The organism is Streptomyces sp. F001 (assembly GCF_004187715.1).
Taxonomy (GTDB): Bacteria; Actinomycetota; Actinomycetes; order Streptomycetales; family Streptomycetaceae; genus Streptomyces; species Streptomyces flavusporus.
Map to the genome: position 1 here is coordinate 19,009 of NZ_QZWF01000009.1, position 23,823 is coordinate 42,831.

General features: G+C 70.9%; 17 protein-coding genes and 5 pseudogenes. 15 read left to right on the top strand and 7 right to left on the bottom strand.

From position 1 onward, the window contains the following. Positions 1 to 9: 9 nt before the first annotated feature. Genes StrepF001_RS27905 through StrepF001_RS27920 form a run of 4 tightly spaced genes read right to left on the bottom strand, consistent with a single transcriptional unit; the run spans position 10 to position 8,193 of the window. Positions 10 to 1,281 (bottom strand): TIGR02679 family protein, encoded by a 1,272-nt coding sequence (locus StrepF001_RS27905; protein WP_129800991.1) that lies wholly within the window; start codon positions 1,279 to 1,281, stop codon positions 10 to 12. Next, positions 1,278 to 5,399, bottom strand: coding sequence for a TIGR02680 family protein (locus StrepF001_RS27910; RefSeq protein WP_129800992.1), 4,122 nt, complete (start codon positions 5,397 to 5,399; stop codon positions 1,278 to 1,280). The genes StrepF001_RS27905 and StrepF001_RS27910 overlap by 4 nt, the downstream gene beginning before the upstream one ends. Continuing rightward, the gene (locus tag StrepF001_RS27915; RefSeq protein WP_129800993.1) at positions 5,396 to 6,667 is read right to left on the bottom strand and encodes a TIGR02678 family protein; all 1,272 of its coding nucleotides are present in this window, start codon (positions 6,665 to 6,667) and stop codon (positions 5,396 to 5,398) included. Before StrepF001_RS27915 ends, StrepF001_RS27910 begins: the two co-directional genes overlap by 4 nt. Further along, on the bottom strand, positions 6,664 to 8,193 hold the full coding sequence (locus StrepF001_RS27920; RefSeq protein WP_206306970.1) for a TIGR02677 family protein: 1,530 nt from the start codon (positions 8,191 to 8,193) through the stop codon (positions 6,664 to 6,666). The genes StrepF001_RS27915 and StrepF001_RS27920 overlap by 4 nt, the downstream gene beginning before the upstream one ends. Positions 8,194 to 8,510: 317 nt before the next feature. Between StrepF001_RS27920 and StrepF001_RS48375 the strand changes: the two are divergent. Then, positions 8,511 to 8,706: pseudogene (locus tag StrepF001_RS48375) on the top strand (IS200/IS605 family accessory protein TnpB-related protein); the annotation flags it as partial. Between the two features lies 1 nt (position 8,707). Continuing rightward, a pseudogene (locus StrepF001_RS48380) lies at positions 8,708 to 8,936 on the top strand (hypothetical protein); the annotation flags it as partial. On the opposite strand, the pseudogene StrepF001_RS48385 reads toward StrepF001_RS48380, so the two are convergent. Then, positions 8,926 to 9,216: pseudogene (locus StrepF001_RS48385) on the bottom strand (cupin); the annotation flags it as partial. The pseudogenes StrepF001_RS48380 and StrepF001_RS48385 sit on opposite strands and share 11 nt — an antisense overlap. Here StrepF001_RS48385 and StrepF001_RS27940 point away from each other — a divergent pair. Continuing rightward, positions 9,214 to 9,360 carry a hypothetical protein gene (locus StrepF001_RS27940; RefSeq protein ID WP_240797708.1) on the top strand — a complete coding sequence of 49 codons (147 nt, stop codon included), beginning with the start codon at positions 9,214 to 9,216 and terminating at the stop codon, positions 9,358 to 9,360. The pseudogene StrepF001_RS48385 and the gene StrepF001_RS27940 overlap by 3 nt on opposite strands. A gap of 20 nt (positions 9,361 to 9,380) precedes the next feature. Here StrepF001_RS27940 and StrepF001_RS27945 read toward each other — a convergent pair whose 3' ends face one another. After that, positions 9,381 to 9,593, bottom strand: a complete 213-nt coding sequence (locus StrepF001_RS27945; protein WP_129800995.1) for a DUF397 domain-containing protein — start codon at positions 9,591 to 9,593, stop codon at positions 9,381 to 9,383. Then, a pseudogene (locus tag StrepF001_RS27950) lies at positions 9,575 to 10,418 on the bottom strand (helix-turn-helix transcriptional regulator). Before StrepF001_RS27950 ends, StrepF001_RS27945 begins: the two are co-directional and overlap by 19 nt. Before the next feature lie 210 nt (positions 10,419 to 10,628). Between StrepF001_RS27950 and StrepF001_RS27955 the strand changes: the two are divergent. From StrepF001_RS27955 to StrepF001_RS28015, 12 genes and pseudogenes are all read left to right on the top strand, one after another. Beyond that, a complete protein-coding gene (locus StrepF001_RS27955; protein ID WP_129800996.1) occupies positions 10,629 to 10,916 on the top strand; it encodes a hypothetical protein in 288 nt (95 codons plus the stop codon). Between the two features lie 84 nt (positions 10,917 to 11,000). Beyond that, on the top strand, positions 11,001 to 11,198 hold the full coding sequence (locus StrepF001_RS27960) for a hypothetical protein (RefSeq protein ID WP_165396396.1): 198 nt from the start codon (positions 11,001 to 11,003) through the stop codon (positions 11,196 to 11,198). 149 nt (positions 11,199 to 11,347) lie between these two features. After that, a complete protein-coding gene (locus tag StrepF001_RS27970; protein ID WP_240797722.1) occupies positions 11,348 to 11,725 on the top strand; it encodes a hypothetical protein in 378 nt (125 codons plus the stop codon). A 5-nt stretch (positions 11,726 to 11,730) separates the two neighbouring features. Beyond that, positions 11,731 to 12,399 (top strand): nucleotidyl transferase AbiEii/AbiGii toxin family protein, encoded by a 669-nt coding sequence (locus StrepF001_RS27975; protein ID WP_206306961.1) that lies wholly within the window; start codon positions 11,731 to 11,733, stop codon positions 12,397 to 12,399. A gap of 445 nt (positions 12,400 to 12,844) precedes the next feature. After that, the gene (locus StrepF001_RS27980) at positions 12,845 to 13,231 is read left to right on the top strand and encodes a hypothetical protein (RefSeq protein ID WP_129801001.1); all 387 of its coding nucleotides are present in this window, start codon (positions 12,845 to 12,847) and stop codon (positions 13,229 to 13,231) included. A 5-nt stretch (positions 13,232 to 13,236) separates the two neighbouring features. After that, entirely contained in the window at positions 13,237 to 13,902 is a 666-nt protein-coding gene (locus tag StrepF001_RS27985) for a nucleotidyl transferase AbiEii/AbiGii toxin family protein (RefSeq protein ID WP_206306971.1), read from the top strand. Positions 13,903 to 14,460: 558 nt separating this feature from the next. After that, on the top strand, positions 14,461 to 14,859 hold the full coding sequence (locus StrepF001_RS27990; protein ID WP_129801002.1) for a CU044_2847 family protein: 399 nt from the start codon (positions 14,461 to 14,463) through the stop codon (positions 14,857 to 14,859). After that, entirely contained in the window at positions 14,860 to 15,789 is a 930-nt protein-coding gene (locus StrepF001_RS27995; protein ID WP_129801003.1) for a trypsin-like peptidase domain-containing protein, read from the top strand. Between the two features lie 16 nt (positions 15,790 to 15,805). Next, on the top strand, positions 15,806 to 17,257 hold the full coding sequence (locus StrepF001_RS28000) for a hypothetical protein (protein WP_129801004.1): 1,452 nt from the start codon (positions 15,806 to 15,808) through the stop codon (positions 17,255 to 17,257). Next, a complete protein-coding gene (locus StrepF001_RS28005; protein WP_129801005.1) occupies positions 17,254 to 18,324 on the top strand; it encodes a MoxR family ATPase in 1,071 nt (356 codons plus the stop codon). The genes StrepF001_RS28000 and StrepF001_RS28005 overlap by 4 nt, the downstream gene beginning before the upstream one ends. Positions 18,325 to 18,368: 44 nt before the next feature. Then, a complete protein-coding gene (locus StrepF001_RS28010) occupies positions 18,369 to 22,223 on the top strand; it encodes an SAV_2336 N-terminal domain-related protein (RefSeq protein ID WP_129801006.1) in 3,855 nt (1,284 codons plus the stop codon). A 490-nt stretch (positions 22,224 to 22,713) separates the two neighbouring features. Continuing rightward, positions 22,714 to 23,034: pseudogene (locus StrepF001_RS28015) on the top strand (TetR family transcriptional regulator); the annotation flags it as partial. Between the last annotated feature and the right edge of the window lie 789 nt (positions 23,035 to 23,823).

The window sequence follows — 23,823 nt, forward strand, 5'->3', positions numbered from 1 at the left end:
GGCACGGAGTCAGCCGCCGCTCGCGTCGTCCCGCGCGGCGAAACCGGCAAGGTCTGCCAGAAGCATGTCGGCGACGAGTTCCTCGACCACGGCGGTGCCGTGGTCCGCCATCGCGGATGCCAGCTGCGGATCCCAGGGCGCCTCGGTCAGTCGCCCCGGACCGGGACCACCCGGTGCGCGGGCAGCGGCGGTGAGGTAGTCCGCCGCCGTCATGCGCCAGGGCCGGGCGGACGTCTTGTCCATGACGTAGGCGGCGATGCGAATGCCCTCGCCGTCGAAGTCGCCGTGGTAGCGGAGCTCGCCACCGTCGTCCGCGAGCAGGCGCAGGAGGCGGATGGCTGCGCTGTTGGGCCAGCCCGATGTGCAGACCATCGGCGGGCACCGCGGGCCGAACCGCCGCAGGGCGAGGGCCAGAACGCTGGGATTCTCCGTGACGTGGACGACTGGCTCGGGCGCTGCGGCGAGGGCGAACTCACCCGGGGCACGCACCTGCGCGAGGGTGAGGCTGGCGGCCTGTCCGGCTCCGGTGCACACGCGCACCACGCGGGCCAGCGGTCCGTCGCCCATGAGGCACAGCCCGGCGGCCAGGACAGTGGTGGACAACTCGTCGTCGGCGATGCCCGCGCGGGCCCACAGGGCGCGCCGGTGCTGCGCGGACTGCGGCGCGTCGATGCCATGGACCGCCGCCAATGCCCGCAGTACGAGGGAGGACAGGCGGGTGCCGTCGTCGAGCGCGTGGGAGTCGCCGTTCAGAACCCGTGCGGCGAAGGCGGGCAGGGGTTCCCCTTGGGCAGGGAGCGCCTCCAGCACGGCGAGCGCGGCCGTGAGCAGCTCCCGGGTGCGCTCCGGTGAGCCGCCGACCAGGCCTGCCGTCCGGCAGGAGGCGGCCCAGTCGGCGAGGGCGGGCTGGGCTCGTACGATGGCGTGGCCCGCCAGCCACGACCACAACTCGGCCCGTTCGTCGCCCTGTCGGCGCCGCTCGGCCGCGCGGTCCCCCAGCGGGCCCACCAGTTCGACGACGACGTCACGCACCGTGCGGCCGCAGAGCTCGGCCACCGCCTCCTCGAGGCGGGCCAGCGGGACGGCAGAGCGTGCGTCCGGCAGCCGCTCCAGGCCGAGCAGGTCGGCGAGGGCCGCACGCTGAGCTTCGTCGAGCGGTCCGACGCGTACGCGGGCGACAGGTCGCCCGGAGGAGAGCCGGTCGTGGACAGCAAGCCACAACGGACGCAGATCGGGGCGGCGCAGCACACCCTCGCCCTGTGTCATTCCCGTGTACGTCATGCGAGTTCGGTCCCGTTCCACACGAATCGGGCGGTGGTGACCGCATCGTCTCCGTCCGCACCGGTGAGCAACTGATGCACGGCGATGCCGGGCAGCTCGCCGTAGGTACACCACTCATGGTCGGAGGTGAGCATCAGGTCGAGGTCGAGCGCGGCGAGCAGGCCGAAGACCTGTCCGCGGTTGACGGTGTCGACCCCGACGAAGACCTCGTCCAGCAGGATCAGGCGGGGTGCCTCGGGCACGGCCTCGTAGTGGGCGGAGACGGCGGCGAACAGGGGAAGGTGAAGGGCGATGGCCTTCTCACCGCCGGACAGCGCGCCGTGAAGCTTCTTGGTCAGTGGCTGCCAGCCCGCCCCGTTCGCGCGATCGAGCCGGACCGTGAACTGGTGCCAGGCCGTGTAGTCGAGCACCTCGCCCAGCTGCTCCTCCCAACTCGCCGCGGTATCAGTGACCTTGGCCTGGTCGATGCGGGAGCGGAAGAAGTCGTGCAGTGCGCCGCGGTCGGCCTCGGTGATCCGGCCCGGGTCCTTGAGCAGCAGCTGGCGGGCGGTGCGCGTGCCGTCCGGCAGATCCGGACGTACCTGCCACACCAGCTGGACGGCGACGTTGGAGGCGGTTCGGACGCGCTCCAGGTGACCGTTCATGCGGTCGACGAGTTCGTGCGCCTGGCGGATACGGGCCGCGAGGTGGCGGCGGATGTCGCCGGTGAGAATCTGATCGAACAGGCGGCGCTCGGCGGCGCTGATGTCGTCGCGGCTGCCGTCGCGCTCCTGTGTCAGCGTCCTCAGCAAGCCCGTTGCCCCGACGCGCACGCCGTCCAGGGTGGCCGTGAAGAGCTGAACGTCGTCGTCGGTCTCGAGGTCCAGGTCGGCACGGGCGCCGAGGTGCTGACGAGCCTGGTGGACGGATTCGGACAGGCGGTTGGCGGCGTCGCCCAGATTGCGTGCGGCATACGGGATGTCCGGCCACTTCGCCGCGGTCGCGCGGGCGGCCTCGAGGGTGGCCTTGGCGCCGTCCTCGGCACCGAGCTCCAGGCTGATGCCGGCGTCCTCGGCCAGGCCGAGCAGGCACAGGTGCCGGAACCGGCGTGCCGCACCGTCCCGAGCTGCGACGGCCTGCTCCCTCCGCTCGGCGTCCTGTTCACTGGTGGCCCGCAGTTCTCCGATACGCCCTTCGAGGCGCAGCAGGTCCTCGCCCGCGCGTCGGGCCTCGTCACGGCAGCGGACGAGCTCGGCCCGCGTGTCGGCGACGCGCGCGACGACCTGCCGGTAGTCCTCGCCGACGGTGGACTCCACCGCCTCGAGTCGCGCCCGCAGCCCGTCGGCCTCGGCCTGCGCGCCCGCCGCTTCCTCGGCCTGTTCCCGGGCGGCCTGGGCGGAACGCTCCGCCTGGGCAGCCAGCTGCCCGGCGCTCTCGACGGCCGCCGCCGCGCTGAGGCACGCGTCCACCCAGGTGTCGGCGGTGTCCCGGAACGCGTCGACGGCGGTGGACAGTTCACCCAGCAGCCCGCGATCGGTGGGCATGCCGTGCTCGGCAGACCGCCGGCTCAACCGGCGCAGGGCGGCCGTCACGTCCTCCTCACGCTGCTCCAGGCGGGCCACGGCCTCGCGTACGGCATCGTCCCGTGCGGCCACCCGTTCCTCGGCACGATCCCAGTCGCGGAGCCGGGCATCGAGCTCCCGGTGATCCGGGCGGGCCGCACGGTCCGCGTCGAGGCAGGCTCGGCGTGCGGCCAGCGCGCGCAGCTGGTCGTCCAGTGCGGCCAGTGCGGCGTTCACCTCGCCGATACGGTCGGTCAGTTCGGCGATGCGGCGTTCCCGGGCGCGCTGCCGGGCGAGGGCGCCGATGTGCGCGGGTTCCGGTTTGCTCCAGGTGCCCGTGGCGGGGGCGAGCCGCCAGGCGCCGTCGGCTGCGATGGCGGCCGGGTGTCCGTCGGGCAGGTGCGTGCCGTACGCGACGCCGGCGAGGAGGCGGGTGACGGTCGCGGCCGGGACCGGGAGTTCCTCTTCGGGACGCAGCACCTCCAGCAGGCTCGGGCCCGGTACGGGCACGGCCAGCGCCGCCTCGGCGCGGGTGTCGTGGCCGGGCAGCGTGACGCCGTCGTGCGGGCTGACCCAGGCGTCCAGCAGCCCTGATGCCTGCAGCGCGGCTTCCACTCCCGCCTGTACGGCGGCCGGGACGTAGTCGTGGAAGGCGACCAGCCGCCACAGCGGCGCGCCCGCCATGGCGGAGCGGTCCGCGGTCCGGGTCGGCGGAGGGGTGGGGGGCAGGTCCGTCTCCCGACGCAGCCGTTCCACCTCCCCCACGAGCCCGGTCCGTTCGTCCAGCAGACCCTGGTGGGCGGCCCGGGCGTCGGCCTCACCTTCCGCGATCTCCCGCTCCACTCTGCGGACGGCGGCGTCCACCAGTGCCATCACCTCGGTCTCGGAGCCCGCCCGGGCGGCAAGTTCCTCGCGATCGGTGATCCGCAGTTCCGTGCAGGTCTCGGCCCAGGAACGCAACCGCTCCGCTTGTCGGGCGAGGGCGTCCTCCCAGGCGCGGGCCGCGTCGTCCCGGAGGGCGACGGCCTCCGCGAGCCGCGTGCGGGTCTGCTCCAGCGTCTGCTCGGCCGAGGTGCGGTCACGCATCGCACGCTCGTGCGTGTCCATCGCCTCGGCGACGAGCCTGATCTGCTCCCGCCGGGAGCTGACCGCCCCCCGCAACAGCCGGCGGGCGTGCCGGGACCGGTCGTCACCCGCCCTGCTGTCCGTCGATGCGGTCTCATCGGTGTCGGCGCGTGAGCGCACCCCTTCGAGCAGCGCCCTCGCCTCATGGTGAACGGACTCCAGGCCTGCCGCCCGAGCGGACCGGCGGGCGTCCTCGGCGGCTTCGTGGACATGGTCGTTCAGCGTACGAGCGCGGCGTGCGGCCTCGTCGGCCTGTGCCCGGTCCCCCTCCGCCCGGCCTCGCAGGGTCTCCGCGGTGGCACGCGACCGCCGGGCAGTGGCCTCGGCGTCGTCGGTACGGCGGCGGAGCCGGTCGAGTTCCTCGCCCCGCTTGTAGGCGTCGCTCTCCCGCAGCCCCTCGATGGTCTCCTCCAGCGCGTGCCCGCGCCGCTCGTGCTCCTCCCGCCGCGCCTGGGCCGACTCCCGCTCTTCCAGGGCCTGTTCGTGTTCCTGGGCGCTCGCTCGGGCGACGCGGGTGAGGTTGTCCATCTCGGTGGTCGCCGAGATCAGGGCGGCGGAGCCGGCGCGGAGCACCCGCCGCGCGTAGCCGCGCTGTCGGGATGCGACGGTCTCGGCAGCCGCCACCTCCTCGTCGAGCCGCTTCAGGTGCTCGCGCTGTCGGTCCAGCCGCTCGAAACCCTCTGCGAGTTCGGCGATCTCGCCTTCGCCCAGCGGCGGCAGAGCCCGCGACAGGAGGGTGGAGAGCAGGGACGGGTCGAGCCTCTCCGACAGTTTGGGCTGGCGCAGCTGGAGGAGGGCGGCCAGCAGCGACTCGTAGCGCTGCTCTCCCATTCCCGGGAAAAGCACGCGTCGTACGGCACTGCGGTGGTCGGCGGCCGAGGCATGCGCCTCGCCCTGTCCGCGCAGCGCCTCGGCGAGGGCGGCACGGGTCAGCGGCTGTGCCGACTCGTTGACCAGGGACACTCCGCCGGGGCACGCGACCCGGCCGGTGGTGGTGAAGTAGTCGGCCTGCACACCGCTGGTGTGCACGCTCGCCTGCAACCTGGCCCCGCAGGTGAACCACAGCTCCTCGCCGCCCTCGCCGAGGCGGCGGAACTCCATCCACACATAGCCGACACGGGTCTTGCCGGAGGTTCCCTCCCCCATCAGGTTCCAGTGCATCGTGCGCTCCGAACCGCCGAAGGTGGACAGCCGGTTGGGGCGCAGACTGGCGTCGAAGAGGAAGGGCAGCAGCAGCTCGAGGGCCTTGGACTTGCCAGAGCCGTTCTGCCCGCGCAGCAGCAGTCGTCCCTGGTGGAAGGTGAAGGTCTCGTCGTAGTAGCGCCAGACGTTGAGGATGCCCGCGCGGTGCGGCAGCCAGCGGCTGCCGGCCGCGTTCGCCGCGACCCCGGACGGCGCGGCCGCTCCGGAAGGTTCCTCGGGCCGGCGCACCGGGAGTTCCGTCACACTCATCGCAGGCCTCCCTCGACACCCGTGGTCCTGGTCTCCGCGACGCGGTACCGGTAGGCGGCCGGGCGTGCCACGGTGCGTCCCCCGGCCCTGCGAGCCAGTCCGGTGTCGCACAGCACCCGCACTGCGTCCTCGGTCAGGCGCGCCGCCCCGTCCTCGGACTGATACGCCTTCGCCCAGCCGGGGAAACGGCGCAGCAACTCGCCACCGGCCTCGGCGAGCTGCTCCGGAAGCATCCCGCCCGGCGCCGCGCAGATCCGCTCCAACAGGAGCAGGGCCGCGACACGGGCGGTGGAGGTGTCGTCGGGAAAGCGACTGTCGGTGGCAAGTGCGTCCGGGTCGACGAGCAGAAACCCCTCGGCCCGCTCTTCCAGGACGAAGCCGGCCTGCTCGACGGCGCGGCGCAGAATCTGGCGCCCCGTCAGCGATGTGACGTAGGCCAACTCGTCCTCGGTGAGGTCGGCGCGGTAGAGCACGGGGTCGTCGAAGAGGCGGCGCAGGACCGAGTGGCGCAGCCACAGGTTCCGCTGTGCCTCTGAGACGACCGTGGGTTCGCCGTCCGCCTGACCGGCGCCCGGCGGCGGGAGGGTGCCGCCGTACCGCCGCTCCTGTACCAGTCCAGCGAGCAGTTCCTCGAAGCGCAGCGGCACTTCGTCCCACGGCACGGCCTGCCGGGAGGCGCCGACGGGCGCCGCGGGAAGCCGCATGAGCAGTGTGGTGTCCACCCGGTAGAGCACCTTCGCCTCCGTCGACTCCACATACGTCTCCGTCGCCCCGTCCACGGCCCGCAGCACGCCGTACGACTCCAGCAGCTTCAGGACATCGACGAACGCCGAACGCTCCGGTCGGTGGACCGGTTCGAAGGCGGGCAGCGCCTCGTCGGCGGCGGTGGCCTGCACGACGCGGTCGGCGAGCAGGCCGATGGTGGTCATCGGCATCGACAGCAGCTCGGCCGCGGCCACGCAGAGCAGCACGTAACGCCGGCGGTCGAACGGGGTCCGGCCGGAGCGCTGCCGACGCGCCGGCCGAGAGGAGTCGGCGAGGGTGCGGACCTTGGCCAGCCGCGCGTAACCCCGCCGGGGCTCCACTGCCAGGGTCCAACCGCAGGTGTAGTCGAACCACTTGGCCAACGGCTCGCGACGGCGCCGGACCAGGTCGAAGCCGACCGGGTCGGCGGCCTCGGTGAGCAGGGGCCGGGCCAGCAGCAGCCGGATGCCCCGGGCGACTTCCTCCCGCTCGGCAGTCGCCAGTTGGTTCGCGAGCGTGCTCATCCCGCCGCCTCCTCCCCTCGCGCGGGGGTCGGGAAAGCACCCTCAGCGTCCGCAGTAGTGATGGCTACGACATAGTCCGGCCCGGCCAGTACGCCCTGTGCGGTGCGCAGCACCGCGGTGCGGCCGTCGGGCGGCGGGGCCAGCGTGATCTCCACCCGGCCGTCTCCGGTACTCGCGCGGCGCAGCCCGGTGGTGTCCGGGCGGGCGGACAGGGCCCGGCCCAGAAGATCGAGCAGCCGCTCGAAGACCGCTGGATCGAGTGCGCCGAAGGAGGAGAGCCGCACCGGCCCGTCGGTGGCCAGCGCCCTCCAGGCGCGCGCGAGTTCTGCTCGCTCCGCGCGGGCCCGCTCGGTGCGCTCGGCCTTGACTGCCGCGATGTCGCGCACCCTGGCCGTGCGGGTGAACCGCTCGGTTCTGCCACTGGTGCGCAGCAGTGCCGACACCGCCACCGGCGGGGCCTCGGACCAGGACAGCGACGAGGGGATCAACTCCGGGTCGGGGTGGGCAAGATGGGCGTGGCGCGCCGAGCCCAGACCGAAGGCTGCCGACCACAGCCGGTGCAGGTCCTCCTCGCCGGGCGCCGCGGCGAACCAGCGCGCAAGCTCCCGGAAGTCCTGCACGGCGCTGGAGGAACGGCGCCGTGACTCGTTGATCCGCTCCAGGACCTGGAGGAGGGAGACGATGGCGCGCCGGGCGATGTCGTGCAGCTGGTCGATTCTCGGCCGCGTTCCGTCGTCCGGCAGGAACCATGCCCGCAGGCCCGCCCAGCGCGCCCGCCGGCTCTCCAGCCAGGCAGGCGCGGGGTCCGTGCCGGCCACCGGCGGCAGATCGGCCCCGCGCAACGCCCGCTCGCGCAGGACGGCCACACCCTGCTCCTCCACCCGGGCCACCGCTGCGGCCACAGCATGTCCGCGCCGGTCCAGGTTGACCAGGAACTCCTGCAGGTACGCGATGGTGGCGGCCTTCACCTCACGAAACACGTCCAGGTCCGCGCCCTCGGCACGCAGCAGGCGCTGCAACTCGCCGTTGAACGCCTTGGTGTTCTCCACCAGGGCCTCGAGGTGGCCCTCGAGCTCCCGCAACGCGCTGAAGATCCGGCGGTCGGCCGAGGCGGGCTCGCCGGCCAGGAGACACAGCTCGTCGAGGCGGTCGGTGATCGCCTCCAGGACGGCGCTCTGCAGCGCCCCCGTCGCGGCGAGGACATCGAGCGCGTGCCGCACCCCGGCGAGTGCCGCCTCGCCGCGCCGGGTCAGCGAGTACTGCAGGTTGCGCCGCTCGTATTCCTCGGCCGTGCGGTAGTTCTCCGCATGGTTCTGGATCACGTCCAGCAGCCCCCAGCGCACCAGCTGCGTCAACGCCTCGTGCAGCTCCTGGTCCTCGACCGCCGCCAGCCAGCCCACCGTGCGCAGTCGCTCGCGTACGCCATCCAGTCCGAGCGCCGTCTCCAGATGCTCCCCTGCGACGCCGAAGGCGTCGAGTACCGCGTTGTACAGATCGGCGCGCTCACCCGTGGTGAACCGGAACATCTCCGAAGGAACCCTGCGCACGACCTCCTACCCCCTCCGCATCTGCCCCCGGTCGTCCAGGGGTCCACGGTAGGGGCAGGGAACGGACAGCCGGACGCAGGTCCCCGAAATGAGCCCCGTTGCGAGGGGTGGTGAGCTGCTGTCGATTGGCTGCGTACTGGCGCCTACTGGCGTACATGAGTGAGTGTCCGGGGCACGGCGGGTGTGGATGTCGGGAGATGGGAACGGGGGTTCCTGTGTCGAATGCGTGACCTTTGCGGGTGGTGGTCGTTGGGCGGGGCAGTGGGTTCGTCGGCTCGTGTCGTGGGGGTGAAGGGGTGGGTGGCTGCGGAGTTGGCGGCGCCGTTCGTGGTGCCCGGCCCGTCCGGGGTCGCGGTCCGTACTCGGCTCAAGCACTTCACCGCCGCAGACGAGAAGGTTCTTCGTCTGGTCGGTGACCATCTGGGTTCGCTGGCCTCCCGTGACCTGAAGGCGCGCTGCGCGGCCGGGCCGGAGCACGACAGTGAGCGGTGGGAGGACAGCACCGCCCCCGCACGACCAGAGCGATCGTGCGGGGCATCGGACCGTCCAGACCGGACACTCCGGGGCGTGAGGGAGACCGCCCCCGCGTCCCCGGACCACGGACACGATCCGTGCGCGCCGGACGCGGAGCGAACGCGGTCGACCAGGACGCCCAACACCGTTCGGGGCGTCCGGCTGAGCATGGGTCCTGGCAACAGGACCCACTCCCGCTCAGCCTCTAGGAACGGTTCCTCCCACATGGGTACGGTCGAGCCGCAGGGCTTCGAAGACGGGCGAGTCGCTGAACCGGAACAGGTCCAGGGCGCCGGAGTCGGAGTCGGTGGAGCCGGCCTCGGAGCGGACGCTCAGCGGCTGCCAGGAGGGCACGACGAACAGGTCGCCGCGGGTGACCGACCAGGTGGTCTCGCCGACGGTGACGGTGCCGGAGCCGTCGAACACCTGGTAGACGGACGAGCCCGTCTCGCGTACCGGCGCGGTCTCGTCGCCGTCGGCGTACCGGTGCGCGACCGGGACGGCATCGCGCTGGCCGGCCTGTCGGTGTCGATGCCCAGCGTGCGCTACGACCCGCCCACCCTCCAGTCCCTGGTGACGGCCCTGGACACCACGGCACACGCCCTGGAGAAGGACCTGGCCGAGCAGCAGTGAGCCCGCTGGTCAGGGGCGAGTCAGGTGCCGAGTTCGCCCTTATTCAGGGCCGTCACGAACGCGGCCCATCCATCAGACGCGAACGCAATCACAGGGCTGTTGTTCATCTGCTTGCTGTCACGTACGGGGACGACGGCGTCGAAGTCGTCGGAGACCTCAATGCACGCGCCACCATCCGAGTTGCTGTAGGAGCTCTTGCGCCAGGTCACGGCGTTCAGGACGAGGGGTCGCACGGTACTTCCTCCAACATGCGCAGGATGAACTTCCGCGACTCGGCGGGGGACATAGCCATGTCGCGCACCGCATCGTAGGCACGTTGCAGGCGCTCGACCGGGCCGTACCCCTCAATCAGTTCGCCGCGGTGTGCGTTCTCGGTGTAGGCCACCGTACGCCCATCCGGCAGCCTCAGGAACCACACGTCCGTACTGTCCAGGCCGTACGGGCCAGCGCTGAACGGCAGCACATGAATGGTCACGTTCGGCTGCTCGGCCATCTCTGCGAGGTACTCCAACTGCTCTCGCCAAGCGGACCCGTTGCGCAGCGGTGTCCGCAGGACAGCTTCCGACAGGATCGTGCGGAACGGCGGTGCATCTTCCCCGTCCAGCAGCTCCCGCCGCCCCATCCGAGCCTCGACCTGCCGCTCCAGCTCCTCCCCCTTCAGCCCACCCGCAGCCAGAACCTCCCGCGCATACCCCGGCGTCTGCAACAACCCCGGCAACACGCTCACGGCGAAGTGCCACAGGCTGTCCGCCTCGGCCTCCAGGGCCATGTACTGCCGATACTGCTCGCGGAACTGCGTGTGATCCGCCCGCGCCAACTCCCACAACGCCAGCAACATCCCCGGCGTCCCGAAGTACTGGTCCAACGCCTGGACGACCTCCGGCCCGCCCAGCGTCTCCCCCTTCTCCATCTTGCCGAACAGCGACCAGTCCCACCCCAGCCGCTCCCCGAGCTGCCGCAGGCTGTCCCCCCTTGTCGGCCCGCAGTTGCCGTAACTCCTCGGCGAACCGTTGGCGCGGTTCCTGACTGCGGCTTGTGACGACGCGCCGTTGCGGCATCGCGGCTCCTTCCCTACGCAGACGTACTTGTGGAAGTTGTGGAACGTGCGCCAGCAAGCGGGGAACGGGACCCCGCCCACGGCATGTCCCGGCTCACCTGACGGCATTCTCGTAACGCGCCGACTACGCACGGTAATTCACCGCACGTGCTCGACGCAGCCGAACCAGGAATGAGCAACCAGCACCCCTCCCCCTGCCAGAAGGACGCACATGCCGAACCCCACCACGCCCGGCACCCGCGAACTCACCCCGAAGCTCCAGGAAGCCACCGCCGCCCGCGACGCCCTCGCCGCCGCCCTCACCCAGGCCGGCATCCAGCTCCCCGCGATGGACGTCCGCACCCCGTGGAGTGACCCGCTCCCCGACGACACCGAGGGCACCGCAGAAGGCACCCGCACCCCCGCCAGCGCCCGCTACGCCCTCGTCCACCTCGGCGTCTGCTCCGCCCCTGTCGCCCTCGCGCTCGCGACCGTCATCGCCAAGGGCGCCGCCGAATGACACCACCACCCCAGCGCCGAGTCCGCCCCTCCCCCACCCGGCACCGCCGTCTACGACCCCACCCGCGACCGCATCGGCATCGTCATGGGCCACGAGGGGCCGTACCTCCAGCTCCGCCCCCTCTCCTGCGGCCGGGAGTGGGACGCCGACACGCACCGCATCCAGCCGCTCACCCCCGCCGAACTGCTCCGCGCCCGCCTCGCCGAAGCCAACGAGCGCAGCCGGACCAAGCTGGGCGTGAACGGGTCGAACGGCGCGGAGACAGAACGGCAGATCAGGTGAACACCGGGCATGCCCAGGTTCGGTGAAAACCGACATCGCGAAGAAGGAGCCGGCATCGCCATGACCACGCACCTGGCAGCCCCCGAACCGCCTCACCTGCCTCCGATGCGCACCATCGGCGAACTCCGCGCGGCCCTCGTCACGGGCTACTGCTTCCCCGGCGACGCCGACGACTTCGAGGCCGAGCTCGCCCGCGAGACCTCGCACTGTACCGGGAGAAGTTCCGGCGGCGTCTGCCGGAGTCGCTGGACGCGTTGCACGGCCCCACCCACGGGGTCGTGGAGCTGCCGCTGCACATGGCCTGGTCGGGGATGACCTCGTACGACCTAGGCAAGCCGCGCCAGCGCATGGGCCTGTACCGCACCGTCCTGCACGAGGGCCTGCGCGACGACCTGCCCCGCTACCTCAACCGGGACCTGCTCCTCCAGCTGTGGCCGGTGCTGCGCACCCTCGTCGGCCGCACCGTGCGCGCCGTATGGGAAGACGCCTTCCCCCAGCTCGCCTCCCGCACCCAGGCTGCCGCGTGACGGACATGCCGGAGCTGCACACACGGCTCCTGGCGGATGTGATCGCCCTCGGCGCCCCGTATCCCTTGGTACTCACCGGGGGATATGCCGTGCGGGCGCACCGCCTCGTGAACCGCCCCAGCCAGGACCTCGACGTCGCCACCGAGAACCCGGCGCCCATGGCCGACATCGCAGCCACGCTCCGCGCCGGCCTGGAAGCCCGGGGCTGGAAGGTGCACGCGCTGGAGACCGCCCCACTGTCCGCCCGCTTCACCGTGACCGACCCGGCCACCGGGCAGGAATGCGAGGTCGACATCCTCAAGGAGATCTTCTGGCGGCCGGTCACCCAGAGCCCCTACGGACCCGTCCTCGCGGAGGAGGACGTGATCGGGACCAAGGTCCGCGCCCTCGCCGACCGCGGAGCCCCCCGCGACCTGATCGACGTGTTCGCAGCCTCCCGCCGCTGGACCAACGCCGAGCTCGAAGAGTTCGGCCGCCGCCACGCCCGCGGCCGCTTCGAGCGCGAGGACCTGCAGGCGAACCTCACGGGCGCCGAGTGGACCGACGACGAAGCCTTCGCCGCATACGGCCTGGACGAGACCACGATCACTGCTCTTCGTACCTGGGCCGTGGAGTGGGCCGACGACCTCGCGACCCGCCTCCTCGAAGAGTCCGACGATCCGGACATCGACTGATTGCGTCCGGACGAGACCGGATCTGCAAGCTCGGCCACTCGCTGCATCACCGTTGGTGACGAAACACCATCGCCGACCGGGCCGACGAAAACGGCACCCCGCTGTGCTCAGGTCGAACACCCCAACCAACGATAAAACAGCTGGTCAGCGGCCCTTCGCCGTCGGCTCCAGAATCGCCACGCACTCCACATGATGCGTCATCGGAAAGGTGTCGGCCTGGGCGAGTCACGGAAAAGACCAGGTCAGAGCCGGTTTATCGGCTCGCTGTCCCGCGGGCGGGCGCCCTGAGCGTCAAACGAGCGTCATGACCCACAGTCCATCCCTCCTCTTCGGGCGGAACAGGCTGCCACGACCAGCTCACCTGCACCAGCCCGCTCCCGCTCGCTCCGGACGCAGGCTCGCACATCATGACCCGCACCGCTTCTCAGGCCGCCATAATGGAGTCATGCCCTCCAGCCCACAGCATGCCGCACCCACGCCGAGCGGCCTCTCGGGCCCGGTCGCCGAGGACCTCGCACTGTACCGGGAGAAGTTCCGGCGGCGTCTGCCGGAGTCGCTGGACGCGTTGCACGGCCCCACCCACGGGGTCGTGGAGCTGCCGCTGCACATGGCCTGGTCGGGGATGACCTCGTACGACCTAGGCAAGCCGCGCCAGCGCATGGGCCTGTACCGCACCGTCCTGCACGAGGGCCTGCGCGACGACCTGCCCCGCTACCTCAACCGGGACCTGCTCCTCCAGCTGTGGCCGGTGCTGCGCACCCTCGTCGGCCGCACCGTGCGCGCCGTATGGGAAGACGCCTTCCGCTCGCCTCCCGCACCAGGCTGCGCGTGACGGACATGCCGGAGCTGCACACACGGCTCCTGGCGGATGTGATCGCCCTCGGCGCCCCGTATCCCTTGGTACTCACCGGGGGATATGCCGTGCGGGCGCACCGCCTCGTGAACCGCCCCAGCCAGGACCTCGACGTCGCCACCGAGAACCCGGCGCCCATGGCCGACATCGCAGCCACGCTCCGCGCCGGCCTGGAAGCCCGGGGCTGGAAGGTGCACGCGCTGGAGACCGCCCCACTGTCCGCCCGCTTCACCGTGACCGACCCGGCCACCGGGCAGGAATGCGAGGTCGACATCCTCAAGGATCTTCTGGCGGCGGTCACCCAGAGCCCCTACGGACCCGTCCTCGCGGAGGAGGACGTGATCGGGACCAAGGTCCGCGCCCTCGCCGACCGCGGAGCCCCCCGCGACCTGATCGACGTGTTCGCAGCCTCCCGCCGCTGGACCAACGCCGAGCTCGAAGAGTTCGGCCGCCGCCACGCCCGCGGCCGCTTCGAGCGCGAGGACCTGCAGGCGAACCTCACGGGCGCCGAGTGGACCGACGACGAAGCCTTCGCCGCATACGGCCTGGACGAGACCACGATCACTGCTCTTCGTACCTGGGCCGTGGAGTGGGCCGACGACCTCGCGACCCGCCTCCTCGAAGAGTCCGACGATCCGGACATCGACTGATCAAGCCCGAACCCTCACACGGCTCTAGCCACCCGGGCGGGCTGCGAAACCCGGCAGCACCCTGCCTCTGCCGCCTATCGTGACGCTCCTCCCTGCACTGAGCCAAGCGGAGTTCTGGGCCGTGAAGTACTCATTGTCGGAGAAGCAAGCCGCGATGCTGCGAGAGGTCGCGGCTGCTTCTGAGGCCTTGGTTCTCCCGCCAACGGCCATCCACACGGCTGCGGCGCTTGAAAAGCGCGGATTGATCAAGAGAACGTGGCGCAGCAGCGGGCCACCCGTAGCGGTCGTCACGGCGGACGGCCGCTACTACCTCAAGCACGGCAAGCACCCTCGGGAGGTGCAGGCGGAAAGGCGCGGCTGGAGGAAGACGCCGACCAAGTTGCGCGTGCCCCATCTCCCGGCTGCACGGCGTCGCTCGGTGCCCGAGCGTCGGCCGCCGGATGGAATTGAGGGAAGCGCCTCCATCGTGGCCTTGCCTGGCCTATCGTGAGGATGCTCGTCTTTCACGATCATTTTGGCTCACAGGGGACTCAGCTGACTGATATGACGACCGGTGCGGTGACGATCGAACTGGAAGACGGCACCACCGTGGAGGCCGAGGTAATCGGCGACCTGCAATTCCAGGACATAAACGAATCCACCTCCTTCGGCGACGCCGGCTTGCGCGACCGGGCCGCCAGGGCTGGCGAGGCTGTCGCCCTCACCCTGGATCAGGTGCGCGACACCGTGCGCGGACTGGGCCGCTGGGCAGCCGAGACGGTCACCGGACCGGAGGCCGGAAATCCGGACGCGTTCGAGGTCGAGTTCGGTCTGAAACTGGCGGTGAAGTCCGGCCGGCTCATGGGGATCGTCGCGGAGGCCGGCAGCGAGGCGGGACTCACCGTCCGGTTGTCCTGGGATCTGGCATCGCGCCGCCCTCCAGCCGCCCCCGACACACACGAGGGACGGGAGTTGTAAGTGCGCGGGCCCGCCGAGCCGCACGCCTGTGCGGTCTGGATCGCCGTCGGCGACACGTTCAAGGGCTCCGGCTTCTTCGTTGCCGAGGGTGTGGTGGCCACTGCCGCCCATGTGGTGAGTGGTGCTCACGCCGCGAACATCACGGTCGGCGACGCCTCGGGATCCCACAAGGTCGCGCCCGAGGCCATTCGGGCCTGGCCAACGCACGGCGGTGATTCCCGGTTCTACCCCTTTCCCGATCTGGCCCTCTTACAGGTCCCCGAGCGTCTCGGCCATCCGATCACCCACCTCGTCGGCGCCGACCCCGAGCCGGGCATCGCCGTGACGGCACTCGGATTCTCGGCGGAGACTCCGACGCCGGGCGTCCAGCCCGACAGCCTGCGGTTGCATGTCACGGGGCGCTCCGGAGAGTTCGGAAGGATCCTGGGGGACGGAATACGCCCGGGCTTCAGCGGCTGCATGCTGCTCGATGCGGAGGGACTGACCGTGGGCGTGCTCAAGGCCAGCCGGGACTACCACAACGACAGGGGTGGCTGGTTCGTTCCGGTGTCGGCCTTACACGCGGTACTCCGCGAGGCCGGGTACGAGCCGAACCTCGCGTCGCGGCGGCCGCAGCCACCGAGCGACGCCGAACTGGTCGAAGCCCTGATGGTGTTCCCCTCACTCGGGCGATCGGAGGGCCGACAGGACCTGCTGGAGACCATGGGCCGCCGGTTGGGGCTGCCGTACTCCTTCGAGGTCGAGGAGCGGTCCGGCCGCCGCGAGCACCTCGGGCGACTCGTGCACCGCTGCCGGCACTACCGGGACGAGAGTGCGGCGCTGCGGGCGTTGTACGGCGCCATGGCTGAACTGGTCCCGCACAACGGCGCTCTGGATCAGCTGCGGCTGGTCGTCGAGGGAGCTGTCGGAGGGTGGAACCTCGACGAATAGAACGGGCCAGAACGAGATGAAGGGAATCGATCCGAGCCCGGTGCGGCTCGTCCGGGAGACGCTGCTGAACACGCTCCTGTGCGCCTTCCCCGACATGCAGCGCCGTGAGTTCCGCAGGGACATCTTGACCGCCACAGGACTGCACATGGAGGTGGCGGAACGGGACATCCCCCGGGAACACGTACGAGCCATCGTGCAGACCGTCCTGGGGTCCCCCCGGCCCTCCGAGAGCCTGAGGCTCCTGGAGGACGCCCTGCGCCTGCACGCTGCCTGTGACCAGGCCCTGCCCTGGCTGGAGTTGGCCGTAGCGTCCATGACCGGTTCCGCACCCCTGCCCGAGATGATCACGCTGCGGCTGATCGAAGTGCTGCGCGAGACACCGTACGAGAAAATCGCACGCCACACTCTGGCCCGCTACGCCGCGGATTGCGGCGGCAGCACCCTGGCCGCGGACCAGCGCACCGTACCCGAGGTTCTGCTGTGGCTGGCGACCCGGCGCGGTCCCGTCGACCCAGGGCCCCTTCTCCGCTTCGTGACTCAGCTCAGCAACGATCCTCATATCGCCGGCACGCGGGAGGGCGAGGACCTGCGGGCCCTGCTGGCGGACCTGAACGTTCCCGCCACGAACCAGGCCGACGACCGCCTGATCATCCAGATCCGGTTGGAGGCCGCAGGCCCGGATCATCCGGCCGACGAGCGGTACTTGCTGCGCGGCGCCTACTACCGGCAGCGGCCTCCCGACGGCCCGCTGAAACGGGTCAACCTCCTGCTGCACGACGAGAGCTTCAGCAAGGACGAGCTGATCGGCAAGGCCCCGTCGCAGCTGGCCCGGTGGGCCGAGCTCGCCCAAGAGGTGCACCGGGCCGGCGGCAGGGTCCGGGTCGAGTTCCTCCTCCCCGCTTCCCTGCTCGGCCATGAGGCCGAACTCTGGACGGTCGGACGCTCCAGACGTGCTCTCGGCCACAATTTCCCGGTCGTCGTCCGCTCGTTGGAACGCTACAGCGATCCCTGGATCAATCCGGAGCCCTGGCGCCGCCGGTGGGACAAACTAGTCTCGTCCCGCTCGGACGACGCTCTCCAACAGATCGAGTGGCCTTCGCTGGAGATGAAGCAGCCGGGAGAGCTGGCGAACTGGCTCAGCGACCGCAGTGACGTAGCCTGCCTCGGCCTGTGCATGCCCTACGACGAGCTGCAACCAGCCGCCCGGCAAGCAGTGGACGACGCGCTGCTGACGGAAGGCGTACCGGTCATGCTGTGGCGGCGTGATTCCGGCGATCCGAACGAGTTGATGACGGCATTACGGCCGCACGGGCCTGAGCGTCTGTCGGAGCTCCCTGACACACTGCTCCGATGCCGGAGGGCCGGCCGTTTCGACAAGGACCACGTGAGCCAGCACATCACCCTGCTGTGGGACGACCCCTACTGTGTGGATCCCGCGCAGGACTGGCCCTTCGAGGGGATGGCATGAGTGAAGAGGCATGGTGGGTCTACCGCGGCACCGGGGTGCCGCACGGGGGCATCCGAGAGCTGCCCCCGGCTCCCCCCTGGCGGCGCTTCGCGGGAACGTCCGAGAGCCAGGCCGCATATCTTCTTCCGCCCCCGGAACCGGACGACGGCTCCACGGCGCGTCGGCTGGGTCGAACTCGCCAGGCGGCGGCTTATCAAGCGAACGAAAAGGAGATCGAGCTCGTCAATCTGGCCCTGCATCTGCGACGACCGCTCCTCATCACCGGCAAGCCGGGCGTGGGCAAGTCCACCCTTGCCTACGCGGTCGCTCACGAACTGAGGCTCGGTCCGGTGTTGCGGTGGTCCATCACCAGCCGCTCGTCGCTCGGCGACGGACTCTACGCGTATGACGCCATCGGTAGGCTGCAGGACGCCGGGATCCACAACGGCGGTGTACGAGTCGGCTCACTCGGGCCCGGCCGACGGCGGGCGGCTCCGGGGATCGGCCAGTACCTGCGGCTCGGCCCCCTCGGTACCGCACTGCTGCCCTGGCGACACCCTCGCGTCCTGCTGATCGACGAGATCGACAAGAGCAACTTCGACCTCCCGAGCGACCTGCTGAACGTCTTCGAGGAGGGCGAGTTCGAGGTTCCCGAGCTGGCCCGGATGGGACCAGGCGGACAGCGGGTGATGACCGCCGATCCCCACGGCACGGCCACCGTGACCGGTGGAGTGGTCCGCTGCGCCGCATTCCCGTTCGTCGTGCTCACCAGCAACGCCGAGCGAGAGTTTCCCACGCCATTCCTGCGACGCTGCGTCAGCCTCAAGATGGAGCCGCCGAACGAGGAGCGGCTCGCCGCCATGGTCGCGGCGCACTTGGACGGCACAGGCCAGGAGGGACAGGTCCTGACTGGCCACGCTCAGGAAATCATCGCCGAGTTCCTGCGACGACAACGCGATGACGGTGCCGAGCTCGCCAACGACCAGCTGCTCAACGCTCTGCTGATGGCAGGACGGGGCCTGTGGGACGGTGAGAGAGGCCGGCACCTGGTACGCGAATCCCTGCTCCGCCCACTCAATCAGCAGTGAGCGAGACCGTGTCCGGAACACCCGGGACAGGATCGGAACACGCGATGCTCTCACCACAACTCCGGTCAGCCATCGCCCGGTTACTCGACCCACGAGGGGCCGGGCCCCAGCCGGAGGACATCGCCGACGCACTGTGGATCGCCCGCATCGCGGCGCCCCCAGGGATCGTGCACAGCGACGAGCCGGCGGACACGGCGGCGCATGAGCCCTTGGGGCAACAAGTCGCCCAGCCCAGGGACAAGGAGCCGGAGACATCGGCGCCAACGGCGGACACAGCGACCGGCGCGGGCCCGGATGACAGGCCAAACACGGCCCGGACGGCCACCACGGCGCCGACACCTGCCCCGAAGCCCCCGCGCCCGCACACCACAACGGATGCCCTTCCCACCGAGCCTGTCCCCGCCGGCCACCAGGCTGACGCTCCACCACCGGCGCCCGCGCACCCGCGTAGCGTGCCCGCACCGTCCACCGCCCCCGGGCTGACGCACCTCACCCCCCGCCCACCGGGTCGGCCGGCCACCGGCGTCACCCTGCACCCGATCGGCGGTTCCGGTCACCCGGTGAAGGGCAGCCGACACTCCGCCCACGAAGTCACCGTGCCCCGCCCGCCGGCCCTCACCGAAACGCTGGCCCTAGCCAGAGCGCTGCGTCCACTGGGCCAGTCCACCCCCTCCGCGAGACCGGCACTCGACGAGGAGGGCACGGCCCATGCCAGCAGCGAGGCCGGACTCCTGCATCCGGTATGGAGACCAGCCGGCGAACGAAGATTCTCCGTGGACCTCCTTGTCGACACGGGGGCCACCATGGCCGTCTGGCATCACCTCGCAGGCGAGTTACGGACCGTTCTGGAGCGGCACGCCGCCTTCGCCGACGTCCGGTGCTTCGCCTTGGACACCGACGGCGCGATGCCCCGACTCACCCCATTTCACCGGCGGTTGCGCCGACGGACGGACGCACGACAATCCGGCGGACCCTGGGACCGGCCCCTCGACGCACCCACCGAACGGCGCCTCCTGCTGGTCCTGACCGACGGCGTCGGCCGGGCCTGGCACGAAGAGGAGCTGCCGGGAGCACTCGCCCGGCAGTGCCGCGTGCGCCCGACAGCGGCGTTGCAGGTCCTGCCGCGCAGACTGTGGCACCGTACAGCCTTGCGCGCCATCCCCGTACAGGCCCGTGTGCCGGACCCGGCCAGGCCGGTGCCGGCCTTCCGCGCCCGTGCCACATGGTCCGGCCCACCCCAGAGCACGAGGGGCTGGCTACCGGTCATGGAGCTGAACGGTGTCTGGCTCGCACCCTGGGCCGAGCTCGTCGCGGGACGAACCGCCGACGCTGTCGGCATGCTGGCCGCGCCGCTCCAGGGAGTCTCCCGACCACTCCGTTCCACGCTGCTCTCCCACCGCCGTGCCGCGATGCCCGCCGGTGAAAGGGTGGCCCGTTTCCGCGCCGGTTGTTCCCCCGATGCATACCGGCTCGCCTGCTATCTGGCAGCCGCCCCCCTCAGCCTGCCGGTCATGCAGCTGGTTCAGGCCGCCACTGTGCCGAACTCCGGGCATACCGAACTGGCCGAGGTCTTCCTCTCCGGCCTCATCGAACGACGGCTTGCCGATACGGAGGATCCGGACGATGTGGTCTACGACTTCCGACGCGGTGTGCGGGGTGAGCTACTGGGCGAACTCACTCGCCGAGAAGCGGTACGGGTTCTCGAGGACGTGCTGGCCAAGGTGTCCGGACGCATCGCCGCCCCGTTCGGCGGCACCCTGGACTTCCGGGCTCTCGCCGCCCACGTCGGCGGCACCGGCTCCGCGGGAGGTACTCGAGAGCTGCCAGAGCGCAGCCTGCCGTTCGCCGAGGTGGCGGCCACAGTCCTCAGCGACGCCGCTGGCCGCCACGAAGCCATCGCCCGGCAACTCTGCACCGCCGTCAGCGATGGCGTCCCCCCGGCTTCCATCCCTCGTCCCGAGCTCCTCGCCGAGCCCGGACGGATCGACCCGGCCGACCCCTCGCACCTCATCGGCCGAGCCGCGGAGCTCCAGGCCCTCGAGGCGGGGCTTCTGCAGACGGCCCCCGTCGGCCCGGCACTGGTCGTCATCGAGGGATCACCGGGCATGGGCCGTACCCGGCTCATCCAGGAGTACCTGCGCCGCAACAACGACCGGCACTCCTTCACCCACTGGATCAAGGCACACAGTCCGGAGACCCTCGCCGAAGGACTCGTCGGCCTGTGGTCCGCGCTCGGTATGCCCGCGCCGACCGACGACGACTTCTCCGAGTACCGACTGTGGACCGAACTGGCCCGGTACCGCGACTGGCTCATCGTCCTGGAAGGCATCCCACCGACTGCCTGGTCGCACCCGCACCAGGGCCGTGGCCTCCTCCCTCGCGGGGTACCCCCTTCCGGACGAGGCTGTGTGGTAGCCACCACCGACGCCCTCGACGGCTGGCGGCACCGGGACGCTACGATCGTCCGACTGCGCCCGCTCAGCCGGGACGAGATCCTCGACCACCTGCAGCGGTCGCTCGGTGACCGACTCCGCCGCTCGGATCCCTACCAGCGGGCCCGGCTGGAAAAGCTGGCCGACAGTCTGCCCACCACGCCCCGGGCCCTTCTCGCGGTCGATCTGCCGCAGCTGCTCCTCGCTGCGGCAGGGCCGCCGAAACCCAGGAAGCACGCCCTGCGCGCCGACGGCACGCGATCGATCTGGACGGTGGTCTCCTTCACGCCCCCCACCGGACAGGTCCTCCTCGCCACCGGCAACCAGGACGGAACCGTGCGCATCTGGGACCCGGAGACCGGCGACGAGGTGCGCAGTCACTCAAGCGGCCTCGGTGGCCCGGTGATGACGCTGACCGCCTTCGTTCTCGCCGGCCAACCGATTCTGGCCGCCACGGGCACGGACAGGACCGTACGACTGCTGGATCCGGCCACCGGCACCATCGTCGGCCGGCTCACCGACAGCAGCCGGCCGACGACACCCGGCCCAGTACGGGCCGTGGCGGCGTTCGAGGTCCATGGGCGCGTTCTGCTCGCCTCGGCCGGTGAGGACCGGCTCGTCCACGTCTGGGATCCGGCCACCGGAGTCATGCACCGCGAGCTGACCGGACACACGGCCTCCGTACAAGCTCTGACATCCTTCGCGTCCCCCGACGGCCGTCCCCTGCTGGCGACGGCCGGCCACGACCGCACCGTACGCATCTGGGACCCGGAAACCGGCGACCAACTCGGAGAACCCCTCACCGGCCACACGACGTCTGTCTGGGCGGTGACCGCCTTTCGCGCGTCTGACGGGCGCGCTCTGCTCGCCACTGCCGGCCTGGGCCGGACCGTACACGTATGGGACACGGTCACCCGGCAGTCGGTCCGCGTCCTCGACGGGCACACCGACAGCGTCTGGGCGGTGACGGCCTTCACGGCGCCCGACGGTCGCCCCCTGCTGGCGACAGCCGGCCACGACCGCACCGTACGCATCTGGGACCCGGAAACCGGCGACCAACTCGGAGAACCCCTCACCGGCCACACGACGTCTGTCTGGGCGGTGACCGCCTTTCGCGCGTCTGACGGGCGCGCTCTGCTCGCCACTGCCGGCCTGGGCCGGACCGTACACGTATGGGACACGGTCACCCGGCAGTCGGTCCGCGTCCTCGACGGGCACACCGACAGCGTCTGGGCGGTGACGGCCTTCACGGCGCCCGACGGTCGCCCCCTGCTGGCGACAGCCGGCCACGACCGCACCGTACGCATCTGGGACCCGGAAACCGGCGACCAACTCGGAGAACCCCTCACCGGCCACACCCAACCGGTGCTCTCGGTGACCGCCTTCACCGCACCCGACGGTCGCCCCCTGCTGGCGACGGCCGGCCACGACCGCACGGTGCGCATCTGGGACCCACAGACCGCGTAATACGGCGGGATCCATGCTCCGTCGCTGATGTTTCTGGGGAACGGCTCCGAGTCGGCCGCAGCCTCGAACGAGCACAAGCAACGACGACGTCGCCACCCGCATGTGGCTCGCGGCCGCCAAGAATTGCTGTCGGTTACCTCGCGCTACAGTTCCCACTCCTTGCGCGGTTCCTCGTACCAGCCGCGTTCCAGCATGTCGGCGGCCGCCTGCATGATCTGATCCCGCCGCTAACCACGGCGATGAGATCGAGGAGCAAATCCACTCGCACGGCCGGGGCGTGCAAGCACGTCATGCACCGCCCCGGCGATACGGCCGTCCCACTTCCCCAGGCTATGCCGCCTGATAGCGCCGCACCTTGGCTACTACGGCCTCTTCATTGCGGGATGCTGTTCGCCCGTGTCAATCCCCTCGAATCATGGAGACCTTCCTATGCAGCCAGGCCCTCGCTGAGGCGGGCCCAGTAGTTGTGTTCGCCCGCCTCTCCGCCCCGGCCGACGCCGACCAGGCCCAGCAGGCAGTGGCCGACCTCGTCCACACCCTGTCCGAGGGGAGTCAGCGCGACCTCGTCCTCACCCAGGAGCTCTACGCCCTCGCCGCCCGCCAGCCCGCCTACCGGGAACTCACCCACGAATGGATGCGCCGCAGCCGTGTCCACCTGGAGAAGCACTTCGACCCGGACACCGCCCGCCAGCTCGACGCGCTCATCGAAGGCTTGACCCTCCACCGCGCCCTGGCCCGCGAACCCCACGACCGCACCCTGGCCCTGGAAGCGATCGCCGGCATCACCGACACCGGCGGGCGGGCCCCCTGACCGCCCGTGCGGCACAGACCTGACCACTGTGCCGCACGGGCCGCGGACCGAACGGTGTTCGGGCAGGGCGGGAATTCACTCCCACCCTCCTGACGCACCATCAGAGAGAGCGTCAAGACGATACGGCGCACGTCGCCCGGGTAAGCCCTCGTCCTCGCCGGCATCAGCCGTCAGACCCCGAGAAATGCCACGTCAGCAGCCACACTGGAACGGCTGCGAGGGCGTCCTCGGCTCGCACATGGTGGTGATGTGTAAACACGTCGGAGCAAGTTGCCCCGATGAGAAATCCGCAGATCACCGGCCCTTTTCGGCAGGCTCCAGGATCGCCACGCACTCCACGTGGTGGGTCATCGGGAACATGTGCGATTCCACTCCACCGAAGAAACCGCAGGTCAGCTGGGGCTTCTGACCTCTTTGCGGTGGAATTCTGGGTCTGGAGCGTCAAATGAGCGTCACGCGAGTCTGCCGCACCGCATCGAACCCGAGGACCCACACCACGGTGACGTCGCACAACGCGGCGCTCTGGGCGGCGAGCGTGAGCAGTTCTCCACGCTCGCCGCCCCAGGCCGCGGTGCCGACCTCGGGCTCCGGCAGGAGGCGGCCCGGACCTGGCCGGTCGCGTCGTCCGGCACCAAGAGGAGCACGCTGCGCCGATGCAAGCCGCCGCCTCGACGGAACGCTCGTGCAGGTACTCGCCCAGGCCGGGATGGGCCACGGCACTCTCCCGCGCGGCCTGGAGCGAGTGCGCCGTACCGGGGCGGCCGCTGCGAAGGCCGCGCCCGGCGCCAG

Bases quoted from the DNA above. Each gene is read 5' to 3' on its own strand.
- StrepF001_RS27905 (WP_129800991.1), bottom strand. From the start codon at position 1,281: ATGACGTACACGGGAATGACACAGGGCGAGGGTGTGCTGCGCCGCCCC.
- StrepF001_RS27910 (WP_129800992.1), bottom strand. From the start codon at position 5,399: ATGAGTGTGACGGAACTCCCGGTGCGCCGGCCCGAGGAACCTTCCGGA.
- StrepF001_RS27915 (WP_129800993.1), bottom strand. From the start codon at position 6,667: ATGAGCACGCTCGCGAACCAACTGGCGACTGCCGAGCGGGAGGAAGTC.
- StrepF001_RS27920 (WP_206306970.1), bottom strand. From the start codon at position 8,193: ATGTTCCGGTTCACCACGGGTGAGCGCGCCGATCTGTACAACGCGGTA.
- StrepF001_RS27955 (WP_129800996.1), top strand. From the start codon at position 10,629: ATGCCGAACCCCACCACGCCCGGCACCCGCGAACTCACCCCGAAGCTC.
- StrepF001_RS27960 (WP_165396396.1), top strand. From the start codon at position 11,001: ATGGGCCACGAGGGGCCGTACCTCCAGCTCCGCCCCCTCTCCTGCGGC.
- StrepF001_RS27975 (WP_206306961.1), top strand. From the start codon at position 11,731: ATGCCGGAGCTGCACACACGGCTCCTGGCGGATGTGATCGCCCTCGGC.
- StrepF001_RS27980 (WP_129801001.1), top strand. From the start codon at position 12,845: ATGCCCTCCAGCCCACAGCATGCCGCACCCACGCCGAGCGGCCTCTCG.
- StrepF001_RS27985 (WP_206306971.1), top strand. From the start codon at position 13,237: ATGCCGGAGCTGCACACACGGCTCCTGGCGGATGTGATCGCCCTCGGC.
- StrepF001_RS28000 (WP_129801004.1), top strand. From the start codon at position 15,806: ATGAAGGGAATCGATCCGAGCCCGGTGCGGCTCGTCCGGGAGACGCTG.
- StrepF001_RS28005 (WP_129801005.1), top strand. From the start codon at position 17,254: ATGAGTGAAGAGGCATGGTGGGTCTACCGCGGCACCGGGGTGCCGCAC.
- StrepF001_RS28010 (WP_129801006.1), top strand. From the start codon at position 18,369: ATGCTCTCACCACAACTCCGGTCAGCCATCGCCCGGTTACTCGACCCA.